This window comes from Tepidimonas sp. (genome assembly GCF_029335975.1).
In the GTDB taxonomy this organism is placed as follows: domain Bacteria; phylum Pseudomonadota; class Gammaproteobacteria; order Burkholderiales; family Burkholderiaceae_C; genus Tepidimonas.
In genome coordinates this window covers 1-26217 of the sequence record NZ_JARJMT020000129.1, presented here as the reverse complement: position 1 = coordinate 26217, position 26217 = coordinate 1, and the positions used below count along the sequence as shown (strand labels likewise).

Sequence of the window (26217 nt, the reverse complement as noted above, 5' to 3'; positions counted from 1 at the left end):
TGGCCCTCACGATACGATGTAAGCCGCTGCCCCTGTGGCCAGCAGTTTGCCATCCGCGCCCAGGAATGCCATCCGCGTGGAGGCCACACGCGAGCCCAGGCGCAGCACTTCGGCTTCCAAGACAAAGGCCTCGCCGATGCCCGGACGCAGATAGTCGATGCGCAGATCGATCGTGCCCAACTTGGCGAAGCGGTGCAGCCGCTGGCCGGGCGGCTCGTCCATGTGGCGCGCACCGATCGCAGCCATCACCGCCAGCCCGCCCATCGCGTCCAGCCCGGCGCTGATCACGCCACCGTGGATGCGGTGGTAGGCGAAATGACCAACCAGCTCTGGTCGCATATCGATGCGGGCTTGCACCCGGTCGGCAGCGATGTCCGTGATACGCAAGCCCAGCACCGTGTTGAAGGCGATCTTCCGCTCGAAGATCTCGCGCACGCCTTCGACAAACTCGGGCTCAAAGGGGACGGGCGCCAGCGGCGGATGGGTCACGCGCGTCACGGTCGGCCCCTGCCCATCACACCCGGCTGAAGTCGGGCGCGCGTTTCTCCAAGAAGGCCGAGAAGGCTTCTTTGGCCGCGGGTTCGCGCAGCATGCGGCCGAAGCTTGCGCCCTCCTCGGTCATGCGCTGCAGCACCGCGTCCTGCTGGGTGCCTTTCATCAGGCGCTTGGTCTCCACCAGCGACGACAGGGGCTTAGCGGCCAGCTTGCGTGCGATCTGCTGGGCATAGGCGTTGACCTCGGTCGGCGGCAAGACCTTGTTGACCAGCCCTACCTCCAGCGCCGCCTCGGCGTAGATCGGCTCGCCCAGCAGCAACGCCTCGGCCGCGCGGTGGTAACCAAACATTTGCGGTGCGATCAGACTGGACGCCCCCTCGGCACACAGACCCAGGTTCACGAACGGCATGGAAAATGCCGCGTTATCGCCAGCGTATACCAGATCGCAGTGAAACAGCATCGTGGTGCCGATGCCGACTGCCGGCCCGCAGACCGCCGCCACCAGCGGCTTGGGGAAGGTGGCGATGCCGCGCAGAAAGCGAAACACCGGGCTGTCGGCACCGGCCGGCGGAGCGTGGAGAAACTCCTCGATGTCGTTGCCCGCCGAAAACATGGCCTCGTTGCCCTGGATGACGGCGACGCGCACGGCGGCATCTGTCACCGAGCGCGCCAGGGCATCGGCCAGCGTCGCATACATGGCACTGGTCAACGAGTTTTTGCGGGCAGGGCGGTTGAGGGTCAGCGTCAGCACGCCGCCTTCGGTGTGTTCGAGGATGTCGGCCATCGGAGTCTCCTGCTGCATCATACCCGCTCGAAAATGCCGGCCGCGCCCTGCCCCATGCCGACGCACATCGTCACCATGCCGTAGCGCAGGCCGTGGCGGCGCAGCGCGTGCACGACGGTGGCCGAGCGGATGGCGCCTGTGGCCCCCAGCGGGTGGCCGAGCGCGATCGCGCCGCCCATGGGATTGACCTTGGCGGGGTCGAGCCCAAGCTGGTTCATGACCGCCAGCGATTGGGCGGCAAACGCCTCGTTGAGCTCGATCCAGTCGAGGTCGTCCTGCTTCAGTCCTGCGGCCTTCAGCGCCGCCGGGATGGCTTCGATCGGGCCGATGCCCATGATGTGCGGCGGCACCCCACGCGCAGCGAAACTGACGAAGCGCGCCAGCGGTTGCAGGCCGAAGCGTTGCACCGCAGCCTCGCTGGCCAAGATCAGGGCGCCGGCACCATCCGAGGTCTGCGAACTGTTGCCGGCCGTGACGCTGCCCAATCCGGTGGGCGTCAGATCGGGGCGGCGGGGCGTGGCGAACACTGGGCGCAGTTTGGCCAGGGCCTCCAGGGTGGTGTCGGCGCGCGGGCCCTCGTCACGATCGACGGTGCGGCGTTGGATGTCGACTTCACCCCGATCGAGGTCCAGCATGCGCTCCTGCACCTCCACCGGTGTGATCTCGTCGCGGAACTCGCCCGCCTGCTGTGCGCGGATGGCGCGCTGGTGCGACTGCAGCGCGAATTCGTCCTGCGCCTGGCGGGAGACTTTCCACTGCTGCGCCACCTTCTCGGCGGTCAGCCCCATGCCGTAGGCGATGCCATAGTCGTCCACATCGTCGGTATTGGCAAAGATCGCAGGCGATAGGCTGGGCGAGTTGCCCATCATCGGCACGAGGCTCATGCTCTCCACGCCGGCGGCGATCATCACATCGGCCTCGCCGACACGGATGCGGTCGGCCGCCATCTGCACCGCCGACAAGCCCGAGGCGCAAAAACGGTTGACGGTGATGCCGCCCACGCTCTTGGGCAGGCCGGCCAGCACCGCGCCGATGCGCGCGACGTTCAAGCCCTGCTGCGCCTCGGGGATGGCGCAGCCGCAGATCACGTCTTCGATGGCCGCAGGATCCAGCCCCGGCACCTGCGCCACGGCGGCGCGCAACACGTGCGCCAGCAGGTCGTCCGGGCGGGTGTGGCGAAAATAGCCCTTGTGGGACTTGCCGATCGGTGTGCGGGTGGCCGCGACGATGTAGGCGTCTTGTCGGGTTTTCATGTCGGGTGTCTCCGCGGGTTCAGTTGCGCAGGGGCTTGCCGCTGTCGAGCAAGGCCATGATGCGGGCCTGCGTCTTGGGTTGGACGATGAGGGCGCAGAACGCTTCGCGCTCCAGCTTCATCAGATATTCCTCGGTCACCAGCGTGCCGGCCTCGACGTCACCGCCTGTGACCACATGGGCAATGCGGCTGGCGATATGGAAGTCGTACGCAGTGATGAAGCCGCCGTCGCGCATATTGACCAGCGAGCCCAGAATGGTGGCTTTGCCTGAACGACCGGCCACGGGGAAGCGGCGCTGCAGCGGCGGCCGGTAGCCGCCCGTGGCCAGGGCTTGCGCCTCGCGCACCGCGACAAACAGCAGTTCATCGCGGTGCGGCACGATCACGTCGCTCTCCAGCAGGTAACCGAGCTTGCGGCTTTCCAGCGCGCTGGTGCCCACCGTGGCCATCGCCGCGGCCTTGAAGCCCTCGGTCAAAAACGGCAGCAAATCGGTGCCGGTGCTGTGGCGGGCGTTTTCTGCGGCGCGGCGGGCGATGTAGGTCAGCCCGCCGGCGCCCGGGATCAGGCCAACGCCCACCTCCACCAGCCCCATGTAGCTTTCCATGTGCGCGACGCGGCGCGCACAGTGCACGGCCAGCTCGCAGCCGCCGCCCAAGGCCATGCCGCGCACCGCCGCCACCGTCGGCACCTGGGCATAACGCAGTCGCAACATGACGCGCTGCATCTCGGCCTCCACCGACTCGATGGCCTGCACGCCCATGGCAGCAAACGCCGGCAGCGTGGCTTGCAGATCGGCGCCGACCGAAAACGGCTCGTCGCCCGACCACAGCACCAGGCCCGCGAAGCGTGCCTCGGCCTCCTCGACCGCGCGATCCAGCCCCTCCACCACCGCAGGGCTGATGGCGTGCATCTTGGTCTTGAGGCTGGCGATCAGCACGTCACCCAACCCGGCGTGCGGCAGCGTCCACAGGCGGATCGCATCGTCTTCGTAGACCGTGGCGCCATCGGTGCGCCAATCCGGCCCGCCTTCGCCGAAGACGCGTTCGCGGTAGAGCTGGCGCGCGTGCACCGGCAAGGTGCGCGGCGGCTCGAAGCGGCCCGTGGTGGGGTTCCATGAGCCCTCCGGCTGGTGCACACCACCGCGTTCAGCCACCGGACCTTCGAATACCCAGGCTGGCAGCGGCGCAGAACACAGCGCGCGGCCAGCGTCGATGTCTTCCTGCACCATGCGTGCCACTTCCAGCCAGCCGGCCTGCTGCCACAGCTCGAACGGCCCCTGCTGCATGCCAAAGCCCCAGCGCATCGCCTGATCGACGTCGCGCGCCGTCTCGGCGATCGACTGCAGGTGCAGCGCGGCGTAGTGAAAGCCGTTGCGCAGGATGGCCCACAGAAAGCGGCCCTGTGGCCCCTCGGCACCGCGCAGCAGCTTCAGGCGCTCGGGCGCGGGTTTTTTCAGCATGCGGCCATAGACTTCATCGGCTTTGGCGCCAGCGGGTACATAGTCGCCGCTGGCCAGGTCGAAGCGCAACACATCGCGCCCGACCTTCTTGTAGAAGCCCGCCTTCGTCTTCTGCCCCAGGTGGCCCTTGTCCAGCAGCGCCTGCAATACCTTGGGCGTGGCAAACGTCGGGTAGAACGGGTCGGTCTCAGGACTCAACTGGGTCTGCATCGTGCGGATGACGTGCGCCAGCGTATCCAGCCCCACCACGTCGGCGGTTCGGAAGGTGCCGCTGGAAGCACGCCCGAGCCGCTTGCCAGTCAGGTCATCGACGACGTCGAAGGTCAGGCCATACTGCTGCGCCTCGATCATCGTCGACAGCATCCCCGCAATCCCGATACGGTTGGCGACGAAATTGGGGGTGTCCTTGGCGCGCACCACATTTTTGCCCAGCGTCGTGGTGACGAACGCCTCCAGCGCATCGAGCACGTCGGCGCGCGTCTGCGGCGCGGCGATCAGCTCCACCAGCGGCATGTAGCGCGGCGGGTTGAAGAAGTGGATGCCGCAGAAGCGCGGCCGCAGCTCGGTCGTCAGCGGCTCGGCCAACTGGCAGATGGGCAAGCCCGAGGTATTGGTGGCCAAAATGGCATGTGCAGCCAAATGTGGCGCGATGCGAGCGTAGAGCTGGTGCTTCCAGTCCATGCGCTCGGCGATCGCCTCGATGACGAGGTCGCACTCGCCCAACAGAGCCAAGTGCTCGTCGTAGTTGGCCGGCCGGATCAGGTCGGCGTCGTCGGCCACACCCAGCGGGCTGGGCTTCATTTTTTTGAGGTTGGCAATGGCCTGGCGGGCGATCGCGCTCTGGTCAGCGCCGTCTTTGGCCAGGTCGAACAGCACCACCGGCACCTTGACGTTGACCAGGTGCGCGGCGATCTGCGCCCCCATGACGCCGGCGCCGAGCACGGCGACGCGTTTGACGGTGAATCGGGACATGATGAATCCTTGCAATGGGCGGGGCGCGTCAGTTCGCGCGCACCCAGGTCTGCGTGCGGCCGATAAACAGGATGGAGCCGCGCACCTCCAGCTTGGCGCCGCCCTCCACCGGGGTCAGACGCACATGGTAGGTCTTGCCGTTTTCGGGGTCGAGGATGGTGCCGCCCTCCCAGACCGCCTTGCCCGGCACCTGTCGCACACCGCGGATGATCTCCAGCCCGACGATGGGCTGATCCTTGCGGTCGTCGGTGCAGGCGGTGCAGCGGCGGTTGGGGTCGGCACCCTTACGCAACAGCTTCTCGACACGCCCGGTCAGCACACCATCCTGCTCGGTGATGACGACCTCGCTTTTGACTTCCTTGGTGTCGTCGTCGATGGTGTGCCAGCGGCCGACGGGGGTGGGGTTGGCCCAGGCCGGGGTGGCCAGGGCCAGCAACAAGGCTGCGATGCGGTAGCGCATGGGTCGTCTCCTCGGCACGGGGGGATCAGGCCAAGGCGGCGTCGGTGTCCATGAGCACTGCGCTGCCGCTGCGGGCCAAGCGCATCAGCGTCGCCGTCTCCGGGAACAGGCGCGCAAAATAAAAGCGCGCCGTCTGCAGCTTGGCGGTGTAGAAGGGGTCGGTGCTGCCGGCGGCGATGGCCTTGAGCGCCACCGAGGCCATGCGGGCAAAGAAGTAGCCAAACACCAGATGACCGGCCACGCGCAGGTAGGGCACTGCAGCGGCTCCGGCCTCGTCGGGGTTTTGCAGCGCCTTGAAGCCGATCTCGGTGGTGAACTTGGTCATCTGCTCGCCCAGGTAGGCCAGCGGGTTGATGAACTCGGCCATCTTCTCGTTGACGCCTTCTTCCTCCACCAAGGCGGCGACCAGCTTGCCGAACTTCTTGAGTGTGGCGCCGCTGTTGGCCAGCACCTTGCGGCCCAGCAGGTCCAGGCTCTGCACGGTGTTGGTGCCCTCGTAGATCATGTTGATGCGGGCATCGCGCACATACTGCTCCATGCCCCATTCCTTGATGTAGCCGTGGCCGCCGAAGACCTGCAGGCAGTGGTTGGTGGCCTCGAACCCGTTGTCGGTCAGGAAGGCTTTGGCGATGGGGGTAAGCAGCGCCAGCAGCTCGGCGCTGTCCTGGCGCACCTTCTCATCAGGGTGATGCAGCTCCTTGTCCAGCAGCAGCGCGCAGTAGAGCAACAGGGCCCGCCCGCCCTCGGCGTAGGCCTTGGCCGTCAGCAGCATCTTGCGCACATCTGGGTGCACGATGATGGGGTCGGCGGGCTTGTCCTTGGCTTTGGGGCCCGAGAGGCTGCGCATCTGGATGCGGTCCTTGGCATAGGCCAGCGCATTTTGGAAAGCGACTTCGGTCAAGCCCACGGACTGGTTGCCCACCCCCAGGCGCGCCGCATTCATCATCACGAACATGGCCTGCAGACCCTTGTTGGGCTGCCCGACCAGAGTGCCGACGGCGCCGTCCAGAATCATCTGGCAGGTGGCGTTGCCATGGATGCCCATCTTGTGCTCGATACCGCCGCAGTAGATGGCGTTGCGCTCGCCCAGCGAGCCGTCGGGGTTGACCTGGAACTTGGGCACCAAAAAGAGGCTGATGCCCTTGCTGCCTGCCGGTGCGTCAGGCAGACGCGCCAGCACCAGGTGGACAATATTCTCGGCCAGGTCGTGCTCGCCGGCGGAGATGAAGATCTTCTGGCCGGTCAGTTTGTAAGTGCCGTCGGGCTGTGGCTCGGCCTTGGTGCGCAGCAGACCCAGGTCGGTGCCGCAGTGCGGCTCGGTCAGGCACATGGTGCCGGTCCACTCGCCGCTGACCAACTTGGGCAGAAACAGCTTTTTCTGCGCCTCGGTGCCATGGGCGTGCAGACACTCGTAGGCGCCATGGCTCAGACCGGGGTACATGGTCCAGGCCTGATTGGCGCTGTTGAGCATCTCGTAGAAACACTGGTTGACCACGAAGGGCAGGCCCTGGCCGCCGTACGCCGGATCGCATGACAGCGCGGGCCAGCCGCCAGCCACATACTGCTCGTACGCGGCCTTGAAGCCCTGCGGCGTGGTGACGGAGTGGGTGGTCTTGTCGAGTCGGCAGCCCTCGGTGTCGCCACTGATATTGAGGGGGAAAGCCACCTCGGCGGCAAATTTGCCCCCTTCCTCCAACACCGCGTTGATGGTGTCGGCGTCCACCTCGGCATGCGGCGGGCAGACCTTGAGCTCGTCGACGACGTGAAAAACTTCGTGCAACATGAATTGCATGTCGCGCAGGGGCGGGGTGTACTGGGGCATCGTGCTCTCCTTGGACGCGGGTGGAGGGTGAGGGATCGAAGGGGCTGGCGTTCAGGGCTGGTAGCGCGCCAGAATGTTGTCGAAACCGGTGCGAGCATGGTGCAGTCCGGCCGGGCTGCGCAGAAAACGTGCCTCGTAGTGCAGCGCGAGGATCAGGCCGTGGATTTCGAAGGCGATCTGCGCGGGGTCGGCATCGGCGCGCAGATGGCCTTCGTCGATGGCAATGCGAATGGCTCGACGCACGGCCGACTGCCAGGTGTTGACCGTCTCCACCAGGGCATCGCGCACCGGGCCGGGGCGGTCGTCGAACTCCACCGCGCCGCTGATGTAGATACAACCGGAGTCGATCTCCAGCGACGTCTGGCGCATCCAGTGGTCGAACAGCGCGCGCAGCCGCGGCAGCCCGCGGGGCGCTGCCAGCGCCGGGCGGAACACATCGCGCTCGAAACGCGCGTGGTACTCACGCACCACCGCGATCTGCAGTTCTTCACGCGAGCCGAAGTGTGCGAAGACGCCGGATTTGCTCATGCCCATCAATTCGGCGATGGCACCGATGCTCAGACCCTCCAGCCCGACCTGAGAGGCCAGCCCGAGGGCCGCATCGATGATGGCGGCCTTGGTCTGCTGCCCTTTGTGTGGGGCGCGACCAGCCCGGCGACCGCGTGCGCGGGCCGCCGCATGGGCGGCGTCGATGTCAGCCATGCACAGCTCCAAAATAAAACGAACGGTCGTTCTATTCTAGAGAGGAACACAGAAGTGTCAATCCCCAAATACTAGGGAAAACCCGCAGACCCCAGCCGTCTCCGCCTGGGTCTGACCCAGTGGAGCCGCTGCCCCTGCCCCCTGAGCGCCAAATCGATGACCCTGTCAGTGCGAGCGGATCATCGTGCCAAATGGCTGGTCGCCCAGCACCTCCAGCAAGATGGCGTGCGGCACGCGCCCGTCGATGATGTGCACCGCCTTGACGCCGCTCTTGGCTGCGTCCAGCGCGCCAGCGATCTTGGGGATCATGCCCCCGCTGATGGTGCCGTCGGCCACCAGCTCGTCGATGCGCCGCGGTGTCAACTCGGGCAACAACTGGCCGTCTTTATCCAGCACGCCGCGGATATTGGTCAGCATCAGCAGCTTTTCGGCCTGCAACACGGTGGCGAGCTTGGCCGCCACGACGTCGGCGTTGATGTTGTAGCTCTCGTTGTGCTCGCCGAAGCCGATCGGGCTGATCACCGGGATGAACTGGTCCTCCTGCAGCGCGCGCACCACGCTGGGGTCGATCGAGACGATGTCACCGACCTGGCCGACGTCGTGCTCGACGCTGGGGTCGTTGAGGTCCACCATGCGCAGCTTGCGCGCCCGGATCATCGCGCCGTCGCGGCCGGTCAGGCCGACCGCCTTGCCGCCGGCGCGGTTGATCAGGCCGACGATGTCTTGCTGCACCTCGCCGGCCAGCACCCACTCGACCACCTCCATCGTCTCGGCGTCGGTCACGCGCATGCCTTGCACGAAACGGCCTTCTTTGCCCAGACGCTTGAGCAGCGTCTCGATCTGCGGACCGCCGCCGTGCACCACGACCGGGTGGATGCCGACCAGCTTGAGCAGCACCACGTCCTCGGCGAAGGCCGCCTGCAGCGCAGGGTCGGTCATCGCGTTGCCTCCGTATTTGACGACCATCGTCTTGCCGTGGTAGCGGCGAATGTAGGGCAGTGCCTGGGAGAGGATTTCGGCCCGGTCCGGCGGGGCCACGTGGGACAGGTCGCGGGGGGTGCGGTTCATGACGGATGGCGCGGCTAAGATAGATAGATCTGTATCTGGTGGAGGCCATTGTGCCGCAAGAAATCGAACTCAAGTTCGCCCTGCCGGGGCTGCGCGCCGACGACGCCCTGCAGCGCCTGCGCCACCACCCGCTGTTGCGCCCATGCCCCATACAACAGCAACGGCTGGTCAACCGCTACTACGACACCCCGGACGGCTGGCTGCGCACCCAGCGCTGCGCTCTGCGCCTGCGGGGGATCGAGGTGCTGGCGGGCAAGACACCCCCTGGCGGGCAGCCGACAACAGGCTCGCCCGCAAGGCGCATGTGGGAACAAACCCTCAAGACCGCCGGCCATGGCAACGGGGCCTTGAGTGTGCGCGGCGAATGGACCATGCCGTTGGCACGCCCGGTGCTGGATCGGGCGGCGCTGCGCAACACCGCGCTGGCTGCTGCCCCCGATCTGGCGCAACGGCTCGATGCCTTGCAACCGGTGCACGAAACCCGGTGCCTGCGCACGACCTGGACGGTGCAGGGCGACGATGGCAGCATCATCGAAGTCGCGCTGGACACCGGGGACATCCACACGCAAGGCCGCCGGGCGCCGCTGCTGGAGCTGGAGCTGGAGCTGCTGGCCGGCAACCCCGCCGCGCTGTACGCCCTGGCCGGTGCGCTGGCCAGCGACCTGCCGCTGCTGCCGGCCCGCACCAGCAAAGTCGAGCAAGCCCAGCGCCTGGGCGATGGCACGCTCGATCAGCCCGTCTTCGCGCGGCCGCTCGATCTGCCGCGACACGCCGACCCGATGGCCGTCGCCCGCGCGGCCTTGGGCGACGCTTTGGGGCAGTTGTGCGACAACCTGCTGCTGGCGGCGCGCCTTGACGACCCGCAAGCCGTACACCAGGCCCGGGTGGGTTGGCGGCGCTGGCGCAGCTTGCTGCGCCTGCTGCGCCCGTGGTTGCCCGCCCCGCCGGCGCACGACGCGCTACGCCCATTGCTGGCCAGCCTGGGCACGGTGCGCGACCTGGACGTGGCGCGCACCGAAACGCTGCCCGTCTGGGGCCCGCTGTTCGTGGAAAGCGACTCCGCACACCCCGACCGTCTGCGCGCCTGGCAACAGGCCACTCGGCGTCTGACCAGCAGCGTTCGGAGCGCGCGGCAGGCGCTGCGGGCGCAACTGTCCAATCCGGCAAGCGTGCAGGCTTTGCTGGCCTGCGCCACATGGCTGCAGCAATTGCCCGAGCATGTCGAAGCCTCTGACGGTTGGGCCGCCGAGCGTTTGGACCGATGGCATGCGCGGCTGACGCGCCGCCTGAGGGAGTCGGCCCGCCCCGCCGAGGGCCAGAGCACGACCGACGCCTTGCACGCCGTCCGGCTGTTGGCCAAGCGCCTGCGCTACGGAGCCGAAGCCGTCGCCCCCACCTTGCCTGGCAAAGCCGCTCGGCGCATCCAACGCTGGCAGCGCGATGCGCGCACATGGCAAAGTCGCATCGGCCGCTGGCGCGACATCCAACGCGCCGCCGAACTGTTGGCCGAGCACCATGCCGATGCAGAGCTGATCGGCTTTTTGCGCGGGGCAGCCTTGGCCAGCCGACAGGCCGAAGCGCACTGCAGCGACTGATTGGGCCCTACCATGCCGACACCGACCCAGCCCCCCAGCGACGACAGCCGCCCCACCCCCGCGTGGCATGCCCTCGACGGGGACGCAGTCTTACAGCAGTTGCACACCACCGCGCGCGGCCTGAGCACAGCCGATGCCACCGCACGGCTGCAACGCCACGGTGAAAACCGGTTGGCGGACACACCACCCGTGCCGCTGTGGCGGCGCATCGCACACCAGTTCGACAACTTGTTGATCTGGGTCCTGCTCGCCGCCGCTGCCATCACCGTCGCCATCGGGCACGGGATCGATGCCTTCGTCATCGTGGCGGTGGTCGTGCTCAACGTCACGATCGGTCTGATTCAGGAGGGCAAAGCCGAACGCGCCCTGGCCGCCATCCGCAACTTGCTCGCCCCGCGCGCGAACGTCTGGCGCGACGGGCATCTGGTCGAAATCGACGCCGCCCACCTGGTGCCGGGCGACATCGTCCAGGTCTCGGCCGGAGACAGCCTGGCAGCGGATGTGCGCTGGCTGCAGTTACACGAATTGCAAGTGGACGAAGCGGCGCTGACCGGCGAGTCCGCGCCCGTGCACAAGCGCGCTGACCCCGCCCCCGCGCAGGCCGTGCTGGGCGACCGGCGCAGCATGGGCTACGCGGGCACACTGGTGACCCGCGGCCAGGGCCGTGGGGTCGTCGTGGCCACCGGCATGGCCACCGAAATGGGGCGCATCGGGCGGCTGTTGCAGGACGTTGGCGAGACCACCACCCCCCTGGTGCGGCAGATGGCCCAATTGGGCCGCTGGATCACGCTGGCCGTGCTGGCCGCCGCCGCGCTGCTGTTCGTGTTCGGCTGGTGGGTGCGCGGGCTGCCAGCGCTGGACACCTTCATGGCGGCCGTGGGTCTGGCGGTGGCAGCCATCCCGGAGGGGCTACCGGCCATCATGACCATCACGCTGGCCATCGGTGTGCAGCGCATGGCGCAGCGGCGGGCCATCGTGCGGCGCCTGCCCGCAGTGGAAACACTGGGCTGCGTGACCGTGATTTGTTCCGACAAGACCGGCACCCTCACCCGCAACGAAATGACCGTCCAGCAGGTGGTACTGGGCGACGGCCTGGTGGATGTGGAAGGGGTGGGCTATGCGCCGACGGGGGCGCTGCTGCGCGCCGAGGTGCCGCTGCAGCCTGCGGAGCTGTGGCGCGAGGCACCCGCCCTGCTTGCGCTGGCCGAAGGCGCGGCCCTGTGCAACGATGCGGAGCTCCTGCAGAGCGAAGGCAGCCCGAACGACTGGCGACTGTCTGGCGACCCTACCGAAGGCGCCCTGCTGACGCTGGCGATGAAAGCGGGGCTGGACCCCATCCGATTGGCGCAGGAGCGCCCACGCGTGGGCGTGCTGCCCTTCGAATCCGAGCGCCGCTACATGGCCACGGCCCACCGCCGCAGCGATGGGGCGGAGACGCACATCGAGCTCTGGGTCAAAGGCGCGCCAGAGCGTCTGCTGGCGATGTGCAGCTGCGAACTGGACGCCCATGGCCGCGCCCAGCCGCTGCGCCGCGCCGCATGGGCCGATCAGGTCGAGCAGCAAGCCCGTCAGGGCCGGCGCGTGCTGGCCATCGCCACTGGCACCTTGCCAAGCCGCCGTCCACTCACCCACGACACCGTGGCCGAGAATCTGGTGCTCGTCGGGCTGGTTGGCATCATCGATCCGCCGCGCGAAGAAGCCAAAGCCGCCGTCGCACAATGCCGCGCTGCCGGCATCCGGGTCAAGATGATCACCGGTGACCATGTGGCCACGGCGAGTGCGATTGCGCAGCAGCTCGGCCTGGGATCGGGCGCGCCGGCGCTGTCGGGACAGGCGATCGAAGCGCTGGATGATCAAGCCTTGCGCGAGGCGGTGCGAACCACCGACGTGTTCGCCCGCGCGGCGCCCGAACACAAGCTGCGCCTGGTGCGCGCGCTGCAGGCCAACGGCGAGATCGTCGCCATGACGGGAGATGGCGTCAACGATGCCCCCGCGCTCAAAGCCGCTGACGTGGGCGTCGCCATGGGGCACAAAGGCACCGAGGCCGCGAAGCGCGCCGCCGCCATGGTGCTGGCCGACGACCACTTCGCAACCATTGCCCATGCGGTCGAGGAAGGCCGCACGGTCTACGACAATCTGCGCAAGGTGGTCACTTTCCTGCTGCCGATCAACGGCGGCGAGTCGGTTTCCCTGCTGTTGGCGGTGCTCTTTGGCCTGGCGCTGCCGATTGCGCCTGTGCAGATCCTGTGGGTGAATATGGTCAGCTCGGTGGCGCTGGCCACGGTGCTGGCCTTCGAGCCGACCGAGCCCGACGTCATGCGCCGCCCGCCCCGGCGGCCAGACGAACCCATCCTCGGCGGCTTCGTGCTGTGGCGCATAGGGCTGGTGTCCGCCCTGTTCGCGCTGGGCATCTTTGGCGTCTACCGCTGGGCACTGGATACAGGCCACCCCGCCGACATTGCGCAGACGCTGGCCGTCAACACCCTGGTGGCGATGGAGATTTTCTATTTATTTAGCGTGCGCTACCTCAAAGCGCCGTCGTTTACCTGGACGGGCGTGCGCGGCACCCCCCGGGTGCTGACGGCCGTGGCTGTCGCCTGCGCGCTGCAAGCCACCTTCACCTATGCCCCGTTCATGCAGGCGTGGTTTGGCAGCGCGGCCCTGCCCCTGCCGCTGCTGGCCGTCAGCGCATGCGCCGGTGTGGGCGTGTTGGTGATACTGGAGTTGGAAAAGGCGCTGCTGCGCGCGGCGCGTTAGACTCATGGGCTTTCCGTCCAGCCCCTGGATCTACACCACGCACCGCTGACGCCCCATGAGCAAAAAAGTCTATATCCGAACCTTCGGCTGCCAAATGAACGAGTACGATTCGGCCAAAATGGCCGACGTGCTGGCCGCTGCCGATGGCTATACCCCCACCGACGACCCCGAGCAGGCCGACCTGATCCTGTTCAACACCTGTTCGGTGCGCGAAAAAGCCCAAGAGAAGGTCTTTTCCGACCTGGGCCGCGTCAAGCATCTGAAGAAAAAGGGCGCACTGATCGGGGTGGGCGGCTGTGTGGCCAGCCAGGAGGGAGAGGCGATCATCCAGCGCGCGCCCTACGTGGATGTGGTATTTGGTCCGCAGACGCTGCATCGCCTGCCCGACCTGCTGCGCGAACGCCAGCGGCAGGCCCGCCCGCAGGTGGACATCAGCTTCCCTGAGATCGAGAAATTCGACCATCTGCCGCCGGCGCGGGTGGAGGGGGCGTCCGCCTTCGTCAGCATCATGGAAGGCTGCAGCAAATACTGCAGCTACTGCGTCGTGCCCTACACGCGCGGCGAGGAGGTTTCTCGCCCGCTGCAGGATGTGCTGGTGGAGGTGGCAGGTCTGGCCGAGCAGGGCGTCAAGGAGGTGACGCTCCTGGGCCAAAACGTCAACGCCTGGCGCGGCGCAGACGGCGAGGACTTTGCGCTGCTGCTCGAGTGTGTGGCCGAGATCCCCGGCATCGAGCGCATCCGCTACACCACCAGCCACCCTAACGAGTTCACGCCGCGTCTGATCGAGGCCTATGCGCGCATCCCGCAGCTCGTCAGCCACCTGCACCTGCCGGTGCAGCACGGCAGCGATCGCATCCTGATGGCGATGAAGCGTGGCTACACCGCAATGGAGTACAAGAGCACGGTGCGCAAGCTGCGCGCGATGCGGCCCGACCTGAGCCTCTCGAGCGACTTCATCGTCGGCTTTCCTGGCGAGACGCAGGAGGACTTCGCCAAGCTGATGCGGCTGGTGGAGGACGTGGGCTTTGACGCCAGCTTCAGTTTCATCTTTAGCCCACGGCCGGGTACACCGGCGGCCAGCCTGCCCGATGACACCCCGCACGAGGTCAAGCTCGAGCGCCTGCAGACGCTGCAGACCGCGCTGCAGGCCAATGTCGAGCGCATCAGCGCCAGCCGCGTCGGCACGGTGCAGCGCATTTTGGTCGAAGGACCATCCAAGAAAAACCCCAACGAGCTGATGGGCCGCACCGCCTGCAACCGCATCGTCAATTTCGACGGCGGCCCCAACGGCCAGCGCCTGATCGGCCAGATGATCGACGTGCGCATCACGCAGGCGCTGCCGCACTCGCTGCGCGGGCAGGTGGCGCTGCGCGAGACGGCGAGCGCAGCCTGACCATGATGGCTTGGGACATCTGATCGTTGGAATCCCACATGCAGCTGGCCACCTGGAACGTCAACTCCCTGTCTGTCCGATTGCCGCACCTGCTCGACTGGCTGGCCGAGCATCCGGTGGATGTGCTGGCGCTACAGGAGCTCAAACTCCCGGACGACAAATTTCCAGCCCAGGCGCTACAACAGGCGGGTTACCTGGCCGCGTGGTTGGGTCAAAAGACCTACAACGGTGTGGCCTTGCTGGTGCGCTCGCCTGGCACCGTGGGGGAGGTGCAGCGCAACATCCCGGGCTTCGAGGACGAACAGGCACGCGTGATCGCCGCTACGGTCCAACCGGCGTCGGGCGCGCCGGCGCTGCGCGTGATCGGGGCCTACTTTCCCAACGGACAGGCCCCAGGCAGCGACAAGTTTGCCTACAAAATGCGCTGGCTGGATGCGCTGCGTGCCTGGGTGGCGCAGCAGCTCGCCGCTCATCCGCGACTGGTGCTGCTGGGTGACTTCAACATCACCGTGGACGACGACGATGTGTGGGACCCAGACGGCCTGCGCGACACCATCCACTGCACGCGCGAGGAGCGCGCGCAACTGCAGGCCCTCAAAGATCTGGGGTTGCACGACGCCTTCCGGCTGTTCCCGCAGCCCCCCAAAAGCTACTCGTGGTGGGACTACCGGCAGCTCGCCTTCCCCAAAAACCGCGGGCTGCGCATCGATCACATCCTGATCAGCGAGGCGCTCAAGCCGCAGGCTGTGGCCTGCGCCATCGACCGCGCGCCCCGCAAGCGCCCACAGCCCAGCGACCATGCCCCCGTGGTGCTGACGCTGGCGGACCGTTGAGTCGCCCCTTGGTCGGCCCATCACTCCAGCCCCAGCGCCTGGATCTTGCGCGTGATCGTATTGCGGCCGATGCCCAGGCGCTGCGCGGCCTCGATGCGCCGGCCTCGGGTGGCTTGCAGTGCCGCTTGAATCAAGCGCGTTTCCACGCGTCGGATCAGGGCATCCCACACAGCGGGGCGACCCTCGGCCAGCAGGGCCACGGCCTCGGCCTGCAAAGCGGCTTCCCAATCCGGGAGCGCGCCAGCCGGCGGGGGCAGTGAAGCCACCGCCGTCCCCGCCGTTGGAGCCACGGGGGCGGAGATCGGCGCCGCCGGGGCGTCGAATGGGGCGCCGTGCGCCAGTCCTGCGGCCGCTGCTGGCGCGGCGGACGATCGGCGCCGCTCATCCAGCGCAGCCAGCACCTCCGGCGGCAGGTCTTTGACCTCGATGACCTGAGCCGGCGCCATCACCGTGAGCCAGTGGCACAGATTCTCCAGTTGTCGGACGTTGCCGGGAAAGTCAAACGCACCGAGAGCGTCCAACGCGGCTTCGGACAAGCGTTTGGGCTCTACCTCGAGTTGGCGTGCACTTTGCTGCAAAAAGAATCGGGCCAGCAGCGGAATATCCTCGCGCCGCTCGCGCAGTGGTGGCAAACGCAGGCGAATCACATTCAGGCGGTGGTACAAGTCCTCGCGGAACGCCCCCTCCTTGACCCGCTGCTCCAGGTTCTGGTGGGTGGCGGCGATGACGCGCACATGGGCCTTGATGGCGCTGTAGCCGCCGACACGATAGTAGTGGCCATCCGAGAGCACACGCAGCAGTCGGGTCTGCAGCTCGAACGGCATGTCGCCGATTTCATCCAAAAACAGTGTCCCGCCCTCGGCCTGCTCGAAGCGGCCTCGGCGCAAAGCCTGGGCGCCGGTGAAGGCTCCTCGTTCGTGGCCAAAGAGTTCCGACTCCAGCAAATCCTTCGGGATGGCGGCGGTGTTGATGGCAACGAACGGCCCCTTGGCCCGCGGCGAATGCTTGTGCAGCGCCCGGGCCACCAGCTCTTTGCCGGAGCCGGATTCGCCCGTGATCAGCACCGTGACATGGCTTTGGCTGAGTCGACCGATGGCGCGAAACACATCTTGCATGGCTGGGGCCTGCCCCAGGATCTCGGGCATGGCCTCCAGGGCGTCCTGGGCCACCTCCTCGCGCTGGCGCTCTTCGGCGGCGCGTCGGATCAGCTCCACCGCCTTGGGCAAATCGAACGGTTTGGGCAGGTGTTCGAACGCCCCACCCTGAAAGGCAGCCACCGCGCTGTCCAGGTCCGAATAGGCGGTCATGATGATGACCGGCAACGCTGGGTGCTGGCGCTTGACTTGCTCCAACAGCTCCAATCCAGAGCCGCCGGGCATGCGGATATCGCTGATCAGCACCTGCGGCCCCTCGTCCGCGCCCTCGGCCAAGGCGTCCAGCACGGCCTTGGGGCTGTCGAAACTGCGCGTGGGCAGCGCCTCCCGCGCCAGCGCCTTTTCCAGCACAAAGCGGATGGAAGGGTCGTCGTCGGCTATCCAGATCGGTTTCATACGCAGCACTTCCTGACTGCCCCGCCACCGCACCGGGTCACGACAACGGGATGAGGATCTTGAAATCGGTATACCCCGGTCGGCTGTCGCACTCGATGAGCCCCTGGTGCTGTTGCACGAACATCTGCGCCAAGGTCAGCCCCAAGCCAGAGCCGCCATCCCGACCCGACACCAGCGGATAGAAGATGCGGTCCTTGATCTCGTCGGGCACGCCGGGACCGTTGTCGATGACACGCAATTCCAGTGCCAGGCGAAAGCGCCGCTTGCCGAAGGTGACCTGCCGCTGCACGCGCGTGCGCAAGGTGATACAGGCATCCCCCGCAGCGATGCGCCCCTTCAAGGCATGGGCCGCGTTGTGCGCCAAGTTGAGCACCGCCTGAATGAGCAGTTCGCGGTCGCCGCGAAACTCCGGTATGGAGGTGTCGTAGTCCCGCACCACGTCCAAGCCGCGCGGAAACTCGGCCAGAATGATGGCGCGCACCCGCTCGCAAACCTCGTGGATATTGACATCGGCTACCACGGGCGCGCGCCGGTGCGGTGCGAGCAGCCGATCCACCAGCGATTGCAGGCGGTCGGCCTCGTGCACGATGACCTGGGTGTATTCGACCAGATCGTCGCGGTCGGCCAACTCCATCTGCAGCAACTGCGCGGCGCCACGAATCCCGCCCAGCGGGTTCTTGATCTCGTGCGCCAGATTGCGGATCAGCTCCTTGTTCGCCTGGGCCTGCTCCAGCAAACGCTCCTCGCGCTCTTGGCGGGTCTGCTGCTCCAATGGCAGCATCTCGACAATGCGGTGGTCGGGCCATTCGGTGGACGCCAGCACCAGATGCACCGGCAAGGGCTCGCGCAGCAAGCGTTTGAGATGGGTGTCGTAGCGGATGACGGCGTATTCGTGCCCGCGTGCACCATCGAGCGCACTTTGCAGCAGTTCCGGCTGGGTCAACCACTCGGTCAGCGATACGTCGGCCAGATTGCGGCGCGACAGTCCGATCGCATCCTCCAGTGCATGGTTGGCATAGCGCACACGGCCCCGATCGTCCACCACCGCCACCAGCGTCGCCAGCAGATCCAGGGCTGCAAAGCGCTCGCCGGCCTCGGCCGACAACGTTGGACCCACCTGCATCGCAGCGTCAACGCGCACCATCCAGGCGCCCGATCTCGCGACGGATCGCCGCCACATCGGCCTCGGCCCGCTCGATCCGGGTGCGCAGTTCCGCCATCCGGGCCGTCTGGCGCGCGGGATCGGAGCGCTCGCTCGTTTGCTGCGGCGACTGGGCCTCGGCATACTCCTTCTGGGCCTGCGTCAGGCGTTCCTCGGCCCGGCGCAGCTCCTGCTCCAGAATGCGACGCGCCTCGGCGTCGCGCTGCCGCTGCTGATCCGGCTCCACCCGCTCGGCCGCCGAGCGCGCGCCATTCGTCGCGACGGCCGGTGCTGCGCCAGCCGCCTTGGCCGGCGCCCCCGTCGCCCCGCGGGCAGGTCGGGCGCCTTCGACGATGGTCAGTTGCCCACCCAGAATTTCGCGGCAACCGCGCGCCGCAGGATTGGGGCCGGGATGGTTGGTGTACTCATTGCCACAACGCCAGATGGCGCTGCCCTGCGCCCCAGCCACCCCAAACGCACACCACACGCCAGCCGCGCAAGCGGCCGCCCTGCCCGCCTGACCCCACCGCCGAATCTTTTGCTGCAACGACATGCCCGCCCGGATCCCTGTGTATGCCATGTGACAGAGTATCGTTCAAAAACCTTAAGGGGCGGCATATGGCCGCCCCCGGGGTAGCGCGGCGAGCCGCCCTCCTCGGACGGCCCATCCGCATCACAGGCTGAAGTACATGTCGTACTCGGTCGGCGTCACCTCGACGCGGGCGCGGTTGACTTCCTGCATCTTCAGCTCGATGTAGGCATCGAGCATGGAGTCGGTGAACACGCCGCCCTTGGTCAGGAAAGCGCGGTCTTTGTCCAGGTAGTCCAGCGCCATGTCGAGGCTGTGGCACACGGTGGGCACCCGCTTGTCCTCCTCCGGCGGCAGGTGGTAGAGATCCTTGGTGGCGGCTTCACCCGGGTGGATTTTGTTTTCCACGCCGTCCAGACCGGCCATCAGCAACGCGGCGAAACACAGGTATGGGTTGGCCATGGGGTCCGGGAAGCGGGCCTCGACGCGGCGCGCCTTCGGATTGGCCACGTACGGGATGCGGATGGACGCCGAGCGGTTCTTGGCCGAGTAGGCCAGCTTGACCGGGGCCTCGAAGTGCGGCACCAGGCGTTTGTAGCTGTTGGTGGTCGGGTTGGTGATGGCGTTGAGCGCGCGGGCGTGCTGGATGATGCCCCCGATGTAGTACAGCGCAAAGTCGCTCAAGCCCGCATAGCCGTCGCCGGCAAACAGGTTTTTGCCGTCCTTCCAGACCGACTGGTGCACATGCATGCCGCTGCCGTTGTCGCCATGGTAGGGCTTGGGCATGAAGGTGGCCGTCTTGCCGTAGCTGTTGGCCACGTTCCAGATGACGTACTTGAGCACCTGCGTCCAGTCGGCGCGCTCCACCAGCGTGCTGAATTTGGTGCCGATCTCACATTGGCCGGCGCCAGCCACCTCGTGGTGGAACACCTCCACCGGGATGCCCAGCGACTCCAGGATCAGCACCATCTCGGCGCGCATGTCGTGCGTGCTGTCCACCGGCGGCACGGGGAAGTAGCCGCCCTTGGTGCGCGGACGGTGGCCGCGGTTGCCGTTTTCGAACTTGGCGCCGGTGTTCCAGGGGGCTTCGTACTCTTCGATTTCGTAGAAGCAGTGGCCCGGGTTGGTGCTCCAGCGCACCCCATCGAACAGGAAGAACTCCGGCTCCGGCCCAAAGTAGGCCGTGTCTCCCAGGCCCGAGGCCTTCAGGTAGGCCTCGGCGCGCTTGGCAATCGAGCGTGGGTCGCGGTCGTAGGCCTTGCCGTCGCTGGGCTCGATGACGTCGCACTGCAGGTAGAGCGTCGTCTCTTCGAAGAAGGGGTCGATGTTGGCGGTGTTGGGGTCGGGCATCAGCAGCATGTCGGACGCCTCGATGCCCTTCCAGCCAGCGATCGACGAGCCGTCGAACGCATGGCCCGATGTGAACTTGTCTTCGTCGAAAGCGGAAATCGGCACGGTCACATGCTGCTCTTTGCCGCGGGTGTCGGTGAAGCGGAAGTCGACGAACTTGACGTCGTTGTCCTTCACCATGTTCATCACGTCGGCGACGGTTTTGGCCATCAGTGTGCTCCTAAAAGGTTCGGGTCGAGGAAACAAGGATGAGAACTGAAGCTGAGCAGTAGTTAGCAGTTTTCATGCCAGATTTGCACGAGCTGCAAGCCCACTTGGACGGCGGACATTGCACTTTTTTGGTGCCTTTGCACCTGGATGGTGCTCCTCATTGGCGCACCAATTCAGGGCCCAGCCGTACAGGCATCGTTCGCAAGGCATCCAACATGGCATCGTATGCGGCCTTCGCCGCGGCATCTGGGCCTTTGACCCCGAGTTCGATATGCCGGCCCCACTGCGGATGGTCGACGCTGGGCAAGCTAAACACCTTGACCCCGGGATGCTCCGCTTCGATGCGCTCCATCAGCGGGGTCAGCATCGCCTCGATGCCATCCAAGACGATGATCGAGCGCTCGCATTGCTGGGACTGTCCAAAATAGGCGCGATAGCCGGTATCGAGCACCCATTCGATCATCGGCCAGGCCATGACGGGAAAGCCCGGCACGAAGTGCACCGTCCCACCCCCAGGGCCGTCACAGGCAAACCCCGGAATGCGGTTGTACGGGTTGGGAATGAGGCGTGCACCCACTGGGAACACCCCCATATTGAGGCGGTGCACATGGTCGGGGCGATCGGGCTCGAAGGGCATGCCCTGCTGGGCCGCCACTTCGCGCATGCGCTGCTCGATCAGGACCTTGGCCTCGGGGTGCAACACCGCTTCCACCCCCAGTGCAGCGGCCGCTGCCTGGCGGGTATGGTCGTCGGGGGTGGCGCCGATCCCCCCGGTGGAAAACACCACATCGCCGCTGGCAAAGGCCTGCCGCAGCACCTCGGTGATGGCCGCACGGTCGTCGCCCACATAACGCGCCCAGTCCAGGCGCAAACCGCGGGCACCGAGCAATTCGATCACCTTGGGCAGGTGCTTGTCCTGGCGCTTGCCAGACAGGATTTCGTCGCCGATGACGATCAGGCCAAAGCGGGGCACGGCGGGGGCAGCAGGGGAGTCGGGCTTCATGATGCAGGGGGAGCAGGCAGCGGGCGCGCCTCGACGTCGACGATGCGGTCCGCCGGGACGGCAGGGGCTGCAGCAACGGCAGGGTCCGGGGGCCCGGGCGATGTCGGCGAGGCGGCGGTCTCGCGCCGCAGCTCGTCCAGCGCTTGCAACAGATAGTGGGCGTACCAGAGCGACGCGAAGGCAAACACCAGCGCGTAAATCCAGATGGCCAGCGGCACGAGCAGCGGGGCCAGCGCAATGAACATCGCCCCGGAGGCCCACAGCACGCTGGGCGCTGCGCTGATCAGGCCCGCAATCACCCCCATAGCCAGCAAAGGCACGCGGTGGCGGGCCATGAGGGTGCGCCGCTCGTCCACCGAGGCATGCTCGGCCAGCGCGTCGTAGGCGAACACGCGGTAGGTCAGCCAGCCCCAGATCAGCGGGGGCAGCACGAGCACCAGCGGCGGAATCAGCCAGAAAGGCAGCGAGATCCCCAACAGCAGCAGCGCCAACCCGGTCGACCAAAGGGACCAGCCCACGCTGCCCAATAAACCGCCACCCCGGCGCCGCTGCAGGTCGGGAAAACGCCGCTGGGCCACCAGGTCCACCATGGCGGGGGTCATGAAAAACGCCACCAGCAGCAAGGCCAACAGGACGATCAACGGCGTGACCAGGACGAGCACCAGCAGCGGCGCGACCACCGCCCGCAGTGCCCCCAGCCCCACGCTGTCGAGCCAGCCGAGCACGAATTCGACCAGCGACCAGGTCTGCAGCCAGCCGAGCACGGCATCGACCGCCCGGTCCCAAAACCAATAGCCCAGCGCCAAGGCCCCAGCCACCATCAGCGCCAGGGGCAGCAACGACAGCGCGATGACCCGCGGGTGCAGGCAATACGCCACCGAACGCCAAAATGAAGTGAGCAGCATGCGCATACCGCAAGCATAACCGGCGATGCGCCGCGCTTGCGCAGGGCTCAACGCCCTGTCCCGCCCGCCGCAGACGCACGCAAAGCGGTGACTTCGCTGTCGCTCAACCAACGCCATTGGCCCGGGGCCAAATCGGCGGGCAAGGCCACGGGGCCGATGGCGGTGCGGTGCAGCACCTCTACCCGGTTGCCCACCGCCGCCACCATGCGCTTGACCTGGTGGTAGCGGCCCTCGGTCAGGGTCAGGTGCAGCCGCCTGGCATCGATGCGTTCCACCGCCGCCGGCGTGACGGGGCGCGGATCGTCATGCAACACGACCCCGGCGCGCAAGCACTGGATCTGCGCTTCGTCGACTGGGTGCCGGCAGGTCACCGCATACACCTTGGGGACATGGTGACGCGGCGAGGTCAGGCGGTGGATGAAAGGCCCGTCATCCGAGAGCAACAACAACCCGGTCGTATCTTGATCCAGCCGGCCGATGGCCTGCACCCCGTCGGCTGCCCGTCCTGGGCGCTGGCGCAGCGGCGCAGGCAACAAGGTGTGCACACTCGGCCAGGCCGAAGGCCGGCGCGAACATTCATAGCCAGCGGGCTTGTGCAGCATCAGATAGGCGCGCGGCTGATACGGCCAGCAGACCCCGTTCACCCAAAACGGCATGCCGGGGACGCACTGATCCGGGGGGACGGGCGCATCCGGGTCGACAACGGCGTGTCGGTCGGTCCCCGCCGCCACCGCATCGCCCAAAATCAACGCTCGGCATGCCCGCCGGGTACCAAAACCTTGCGAATACAACACATCTTCCCAGCGCATGGGGGCGAGGATAGCGGGGATCGCGGGGGATGCGTCACAATCCGAATTGTTTCCGATTCCTGTATCCATGAAAGCGCGCGTCCAGTCCCTGTTGCCCAGCCGCGAGCGCCTGCACGGCATGCGCTGGCTGCGCTGGCTTGCCCCCTACCTGCACCACCCCCGGCTGTGGCACATCAACCGCAAGGGGCTGGCGCTGGGGTTGGCGCTGGGGGTGTTTTTCGGGCTGTTGATTCCGGTGGCGCAGATTCCGGCGTCCGCGACGTTCGCAGTTTTGCTGCGGGCCAATGTGCCAGCGGCTGTGGCCAGCACCCTGGTGACCAATCCGGTTACCTTCGGGCCAGTGTACTTTGGGGCCTACAAGCTGGGCGAGTGGGTGCTGCAGGCACAACCCAACGCAGCGTCACCCCATATCGGGGACGGTGCCATCGTCTTGTCCGCGCCGCAGGCCGACGCCGGTGCAGCGGCAGACCGCAGCGCAGCGCCCGACAGCGCCGGCAGGACATGGCTGGCCAACTTCTGGCACTGGGCCACCGATGTGGGCAAACCCCTGGTGGTGGGCTTGGCCATCGTCGCCAGCCTGGCCGGCGTGCTGGTGTATCTGGTGGTCAACGGGGTGTGGATTCTGAAAGTGCGATGGGCTCGGCGTCGCCGTCAGCGCCAGCGTTTGAACTACACACGCGCGCACCCCGAACGGCGGGCCTGATCAGGGCCTGATCAGGGCTCAATTAGGCCTGCGCAGCCTGCTTCCAGGCGTTGTTGGCTGCGGCCTGATCGCCGCGCTGCTCGGCCAACTCGGCCAATGCACACCAGCCGCGCCGGCGCAGGTCGCGGTCGTCCAGACCACGCACCGCCTGTTGCAGCAAGGTTTGCGCCTTGCCCCACAAGCCGCGGCTGCGGTATGCCTGTGCGGCCAAGTATTGCAGGCCTGCATCCGATGGGTCGCGCCGCTGAGCCTCCTCCAACCGGGGCAGCCAGGCGGTGTCCAGCCGCACCAACCAGGGCTCGATCAAGGCGACAGCCCGCAGGCGATCAGGGCCATTGAGGGTGTCATAACCCGCCCAGGCCGTGCGGATGGCTTCGTCCACCGGGGCAGGTACCGGCCCCACCGCATCCATCAAGCCCTCGGCCACCAGCCGCTGGGCATGCGCCAGTAGGGCCATCGCCCGGGCGGGATCCCGGCGCTCGTCGCCTGGTAGGCTGCGCCACAGCGCACACAGGCTCTCCTCGTCCCGGGCATCGCGCAGCGCTTCGACCCACAAGCCGCGCAACACGCTGCGCACGGCGTCGGGCGAGAAGGCTCGGTGTTTGGCGAGCAGCCGTGCCATGTCCAGCGCAGCACGGCTGTCGCGCCGCAATTGGGCCAGCCGCAGCCGCAGCCGCACCGCCTGGATGCGGCGGGCTGCGCCTTGGGGCAACGCGGACAGCCAGCGCGCCGCCTCGGCTGGATCCTGGGCCTCGATGGCCCACTCGGCGGCGCGCAGCAGCGCGCCTTCGCGGGCCTCGGGCGCACTGCGGGCGTGCATCGCATCGGTGGCGGCTGCCAGCCAGACATCCCGCTGCTCGCGCTGGCCGAGCTGATGGGCGCTCTCGGCAGCGGTCAGATGCGCCAGCACCCACAGCGCATCGGCATATGGGACGGTGTCCCGGTCGGTCGTCTGCAGGCGCGCGATGGCCTCGCGCGCCGCCCCCTGGGCGCGCACGAAGCGCCCGCCCAGCTGGTGCCCCCAGGCTTGCAGCGCCAGCCCCACCGTGGCCCGCTCTTGCTGCAAAGCGCGCCAGCGCCGGGCTCGGCGCGGCAGCTCGCGCAACACCGCAATGCCACGCAGTGCGCCGTAGCCGAACACGAAGCCGGCAACAGCCACGATCAGCACCAGGTTGAACGAAACATCCACCCGCCAGGGCGGCCAGAACAGCGACACCGTGGCGGGATTGTCGCCCATCAGCAGCGCGGCGACGACCGCCAGCGCTGCCACGAACAGCAAGCCGAAGACGCCCTTCACCATCGGCCTCCACAGCCCAAGGTCCCCCGGCGGATGCGCTCGGTCATGTCAGCGCCCCTCCGCCGCCGCGGACAAGGCCGCCAGCGTTTCGTCGGGCCGGGGCAAGCTCTCCTGACGCAGATCGTGCTGCAGCGCCGCCAGGGTCTCGAGGGTCTGGCGCATCCCTGGTGCGTCGATCTCGAAATAGCGGCGCAGGTGGCGCTCGACGGCGCGCAGGTCTGCGCGCGCGCTGTCGAACTGACGTGCCAGCAAACCCAGCCGGGCGTTGAGCAGCATCAGGCGCACATTCTCACGCAAAAAGTAGGCTTGATCGGGCGCAAGCAGCACGGCCTCCGGCTGGTCGATGCGGCGCAGCCGGACCAGATCGCGGGCGGCCCCCCTGAGCCGCGCCCAGGCGGCCTCGATCCCGTGTTGGACGCTGGTGCGGGCGCGCGCCCAAACAGAGTCCGCCGTGCCCCCCCCCTCTCCAGCCGTCAACGCCGGCGGCAGCGGCTCCCCCATGGGTTCGGGCGCCCCTGCAGGCCGAGCGGGCTCATCCAGCGGCGGGCCGGAGCGCAGCGGCCACTCATCCACCGCGCGGGCCAATTCATCCAGTCGGGTGACCAGTGCAGGCACATCCACCAGCGACGCGGCCCGAATGCGCTCCAGATCGCGGGCAATGGCCCGCTGCACGGGGTTGAGACGAGGCTGCGCGGCACGCTCGATGCGCTGCTGAGCACCTTGCAGCGCCGTGACCACGGGCTGGACGCTGCCCGTGAGTTGGCTTTGCTGGATGGCCAGACGCAGCGCCGCTTCCAGATCTTGCACCAGGGCATCGTCGCGCGAACGCGACACCGACAGCATCAGCTCCTCGAGTTGGCTGCGCTGCAGCGAAACCTCCGACAGCTTGACCTCCGCCACCCCCAGCCGAGCCTGCATATCGGCCACCGCTGCCTGGGCCTGATCGGCCAGCATCCGGGTCGCCGCCAGCTCGGCCTGAACATCGGTGGTGCGGCGCGCCAGTTCCTCCTGCGTGTGCGCCAGGCGCTGCCACAGCAGCGCCGTCCCCGCCAGGGCCACGGCGGCGAGCACCGCGGCCACCATGGCGAGCAGCCGCACAAAACCGCCCGCTGCGCGCGGTTGGGGGG

General features: G+C 67.3%; 22 protein-coding genes. 5 read left to right on the top strand and 17 right to left on the bottom strand.

The window, feature by feature from the left end; genetic code table 11:
• Positions 1-6: 6 nt before the first annotated feature.
• From P3W97_RS07020 to argB, 8 genes are all read right to left on the bottom strand, one after another.
• Entirely contained in the window at positions 7-498 is a 492-nt protein-coding gene (locus P3W97_RS07020; RefSeq protein WP_300845138.1) for a thioesterase family protein, read from the bottom strand.
• 16 nt (positions 499-514) lie between these two features.
• Entirely contained in the window at positions 515-1279 is a 765-nt protein-coding gene (locus tag P3W97_RS07015; RefSeq protein WP_300845136.1) for an enoyl-CoA hydratase, read from the bottom strand.
• Between the two features lie 17 nt (positions 1280-1296).
• Positions 1297-2532 carry an acetyl-CoA C-acyltransferase gene (locus tag P3W97_RS07010; RefSeq protein ID WP_300845134.1) on the bottom strand — a complete coding sequence of 412 codons (1236 nt, stop codon included), beginning with the start codon at positions 2530-2532 and terminating at the stop codon, positions 1297-1299.
• A gap of 19 nt (positions 2533-2551) precedes the next feature.
• Entirely contained in the window at positions 2552-4963 is a 2412-nt protein-coding gene (locus P3W97_RS07005; protein ID WP_300845133.1) for a 3-hydroxyacyl-CoA dehydrogenase/enoyl-CoA hydratase family protein, read from the bottom strand.
• A gap of 28 nt (positions 4964-4991) precedes the next feature.
• Positions 4992-5423, bottom strand: coding sequence for a DUF2147 domain-containing protein (locus P3W97_RS07000; protein WP_300845131.1), 432 nt, complete (start codon positions 5421-5423; stop codon positions 4992-4994).
• 25 nt (positions 5424-5448) lie between these two features.
• Positions 5449-7245 carry an acyl-CoA dehydrogenase C-terminal domain-containing protein gene (locus tag P3W97_RS06995; protein WP_300845129.1) on the bottom strand — a complete coding sequence of 599 codons (1797 nt, stop codon included), beginning with the start codon at positions 7243-7245 and terminating at the stop codon, positions 5449-5451.
• 51 nt (positions 7246-7296) lie between these two features.
• Positions 7297-7947, bottom strand: coding sequence for a TetR/AcrR family transcriptional regulator (locus P3W97_RS06990; protein ID WP_300845127.1), 651 nt, complete (start codon positions 7945-7947; stop codon positions 7297-7299).
• A gap of 165 nt (positions 7948-8112) precedes the next feature.
• Positions 8113-9015 carry an acetylglutamate kinase gene (gene argB / locus P3W97_RS06985; protein ID WP_300845126.1) on the bottom strand — a complete coding sequence of 301 codons (903 nt, stop codon included), beginning with the start codon at positions 9013-9015 and terminating at the stop codon, positions 8113-8115.
• Positions 9016-9065: 50 nt separating this feature from the next.
• Between argB and P3W97_RS06980 the strand changes: the two genes are divergently transcribed.
• Genes P3W97_RS06980 through xth form a run of 4 tightly spaced genes read left to right on the top strand, consistent with a single transcriptional unit; the run spans position 9066 to position 15593 of the window.
• Entirely contained in the window at positions 9066-10610 is a 1545-nt protein-coding gene (locus P3W97_RS06980; RefSeq protein ID WP_300845124.1) for a CHAD domain-containing protein, read from the top strand.
• Between the two features lie 12 nt (positions 10611-10622).
• The gene (locus P3W97_RS06975; protein ID WP_300845122.1) at positions 10623-13367 is read left to right on the top strand and encodes an HAD-IC family P-type ATPase; all 2745 of its coding nucleotides are present in this window, start codon (positions 10623-10625) and stop codon (positions 13365-13367) included.
• A 55-nt stretch (positions 13368-13422) separates the two neighbouring features.
• Positions 13423-14760 (top strand): tRNA (N6-isopentenyl adenosine(37)-C2)-methylthiotransferase MiaB, encoded by a 1338-nt coding sequence (gene miaB, locus P3W97_RS06970; protein ID WP_300845120.1) that lies wholly within the window; start codon positions 13423-13425, stop codon positions 14758-14760.
• A 38-nt stretch (positions 14761-14798) separates the two neighbouring features.
• On the top strand, positions 14799-15593 hold the full coding sequence (xth, locus tag P3W97_RS06965; RefSeq protein ID WP_300845118.1) for an exodeoxyribonuclease III: 795 nt from the start codon (positions 14799-14801) through the stop codon (positions 15591-15593).
• 20 nt (positions 15594-15613) lie between these two features.
• Here xth and ntrC read toward each other — a convergent pair whose 3' ends face one another.
• The 7 genes from ntrC to P3W97_RS06930 form a co-directional block, all read right to left on the bottom strand.
• Complete coding sequence (ntrC, locus tag P3W97_RS06960) at positions 15614-17143, bottom strand: nitrogen regulation protein NR(I) (protein WP_300845116.1); 1530 nt, start codon at positions 17141-17143, stop codon at positions 15614-15616.
• Between the two features lie 37 nt (positions 17144-17180).
• Complete coding sequence (glnL, locus tag P3W97_RS06955; RefSeq protein WP_300845114.1) at positions 17181-18287, bottom strand: nitrogen regulation protein NR(II); 1107 nt, start codon at positions 18285-18287, stop codon at positions 17181-17183.
• Positions 18274-18837, bottom strand: coding sequence for a hypothetical protein (locus P3W97_RS06950; RefSeq protein WP_300845112.1), 564 nt, complete (start codon positions 18835-18837; stop codon positions 18274-18276). The genes glnL and P3W97_RS06950 overlap by 14 nt, the downstream gene beginning before the upstream one ends.
• A 120-nt stretch (positions 18838-18957) precedes the next feature.
• Complete coding sequence (gene glnA, locus P3W97_RS06945; RefSeq protein ID WP_300845110.1) at positions 18958-20373, bottom strand: type I glutamate--ammonia ligase; 1416 nt, start codon at positions 20371-20373, stop codon at positions 18958-18960.
• 157 nt (positions 20374-20530) lie between these two features.
• Positions 20531-21376: a molybdopterin-binding protein gene (locus tag P3W97_RS06940; protein ID WP_300845108.1), complete on the bottom strand. Its 846-nt coding sequence runs from the start codon at positions 21374-21376 to the stop codon at positions 20531-20533.
• Entirely contained in the window at positions 21373-22281 is a 909-nt protein-coding gene (locus P3W97_RS06935; protein WP_367184603.1) for an EI24 domain-containing protein, read from the bottom strand. Before P3W97_RS06935 ends, P3W97_RS06940 begins: the two co-directional genes overlap by 4 nt.
• Positions 22282-22328: 47 nt before the next feature.
• Positions 22329-23090 carry a 16S rRNA pseudouridine(516) synthase gene (locus P3W97_RS06930; RefSeq protein ID WP_300845104.1) on the bottom strand — a complete coding sequence of 254 codons (762 nt, stop codon included), beginning with the start codon at positions 23088-23090 and terminating at the stop codon, positions 22329-22331.
• Between the two features lie 67 nt (positions 23091-23157).
• Between P3W97_RS06930 and P3W97_RS06925 the strand changes: the two genes are divergently transcribed.
• Positions 23158-23793, top strand: a complete 636-nt coding sequence (locus P3W97_RS06925) for a DUF2062 domain-containing protein (RefSeq protein ID WP_300845102.1) — start codon at positions 23158-23160, stop codon at positions 23791-23793.
• A gap of 22 nt (positions 23794-23815) precedes the next feature.
• Here P3W97_RS06925 and P3W97_RS06920 read toward each other — a convergent pair whose 3' ends face one another.
• Both P3W97_RS06920 and P3W97_RS06915 read right to left on the bottom strand, forming a co-directional pair.
• On the bottom strand, positions 23816-25093 hold the full coding sequence (locus tag P3W97_RS06920; RefSeq protein ID WP_300845100.1) for a heme biosynthesis HemY N-terminal domain-containing protein: 1278 nt from the start codon (positions 25091-25093) through the stop codon (positions 23816-23818).
• Between the two features lie 45 nt (positions 25094-25138).
• On the bottom strand, positions 25139-26217 hold a 1079-nt coding region (locus tag P3W97_RS06915), incomplete at its 5' end, for a uroporphyrinogen-III C-methyltransferase (RefSeq protein WP_300845098.1).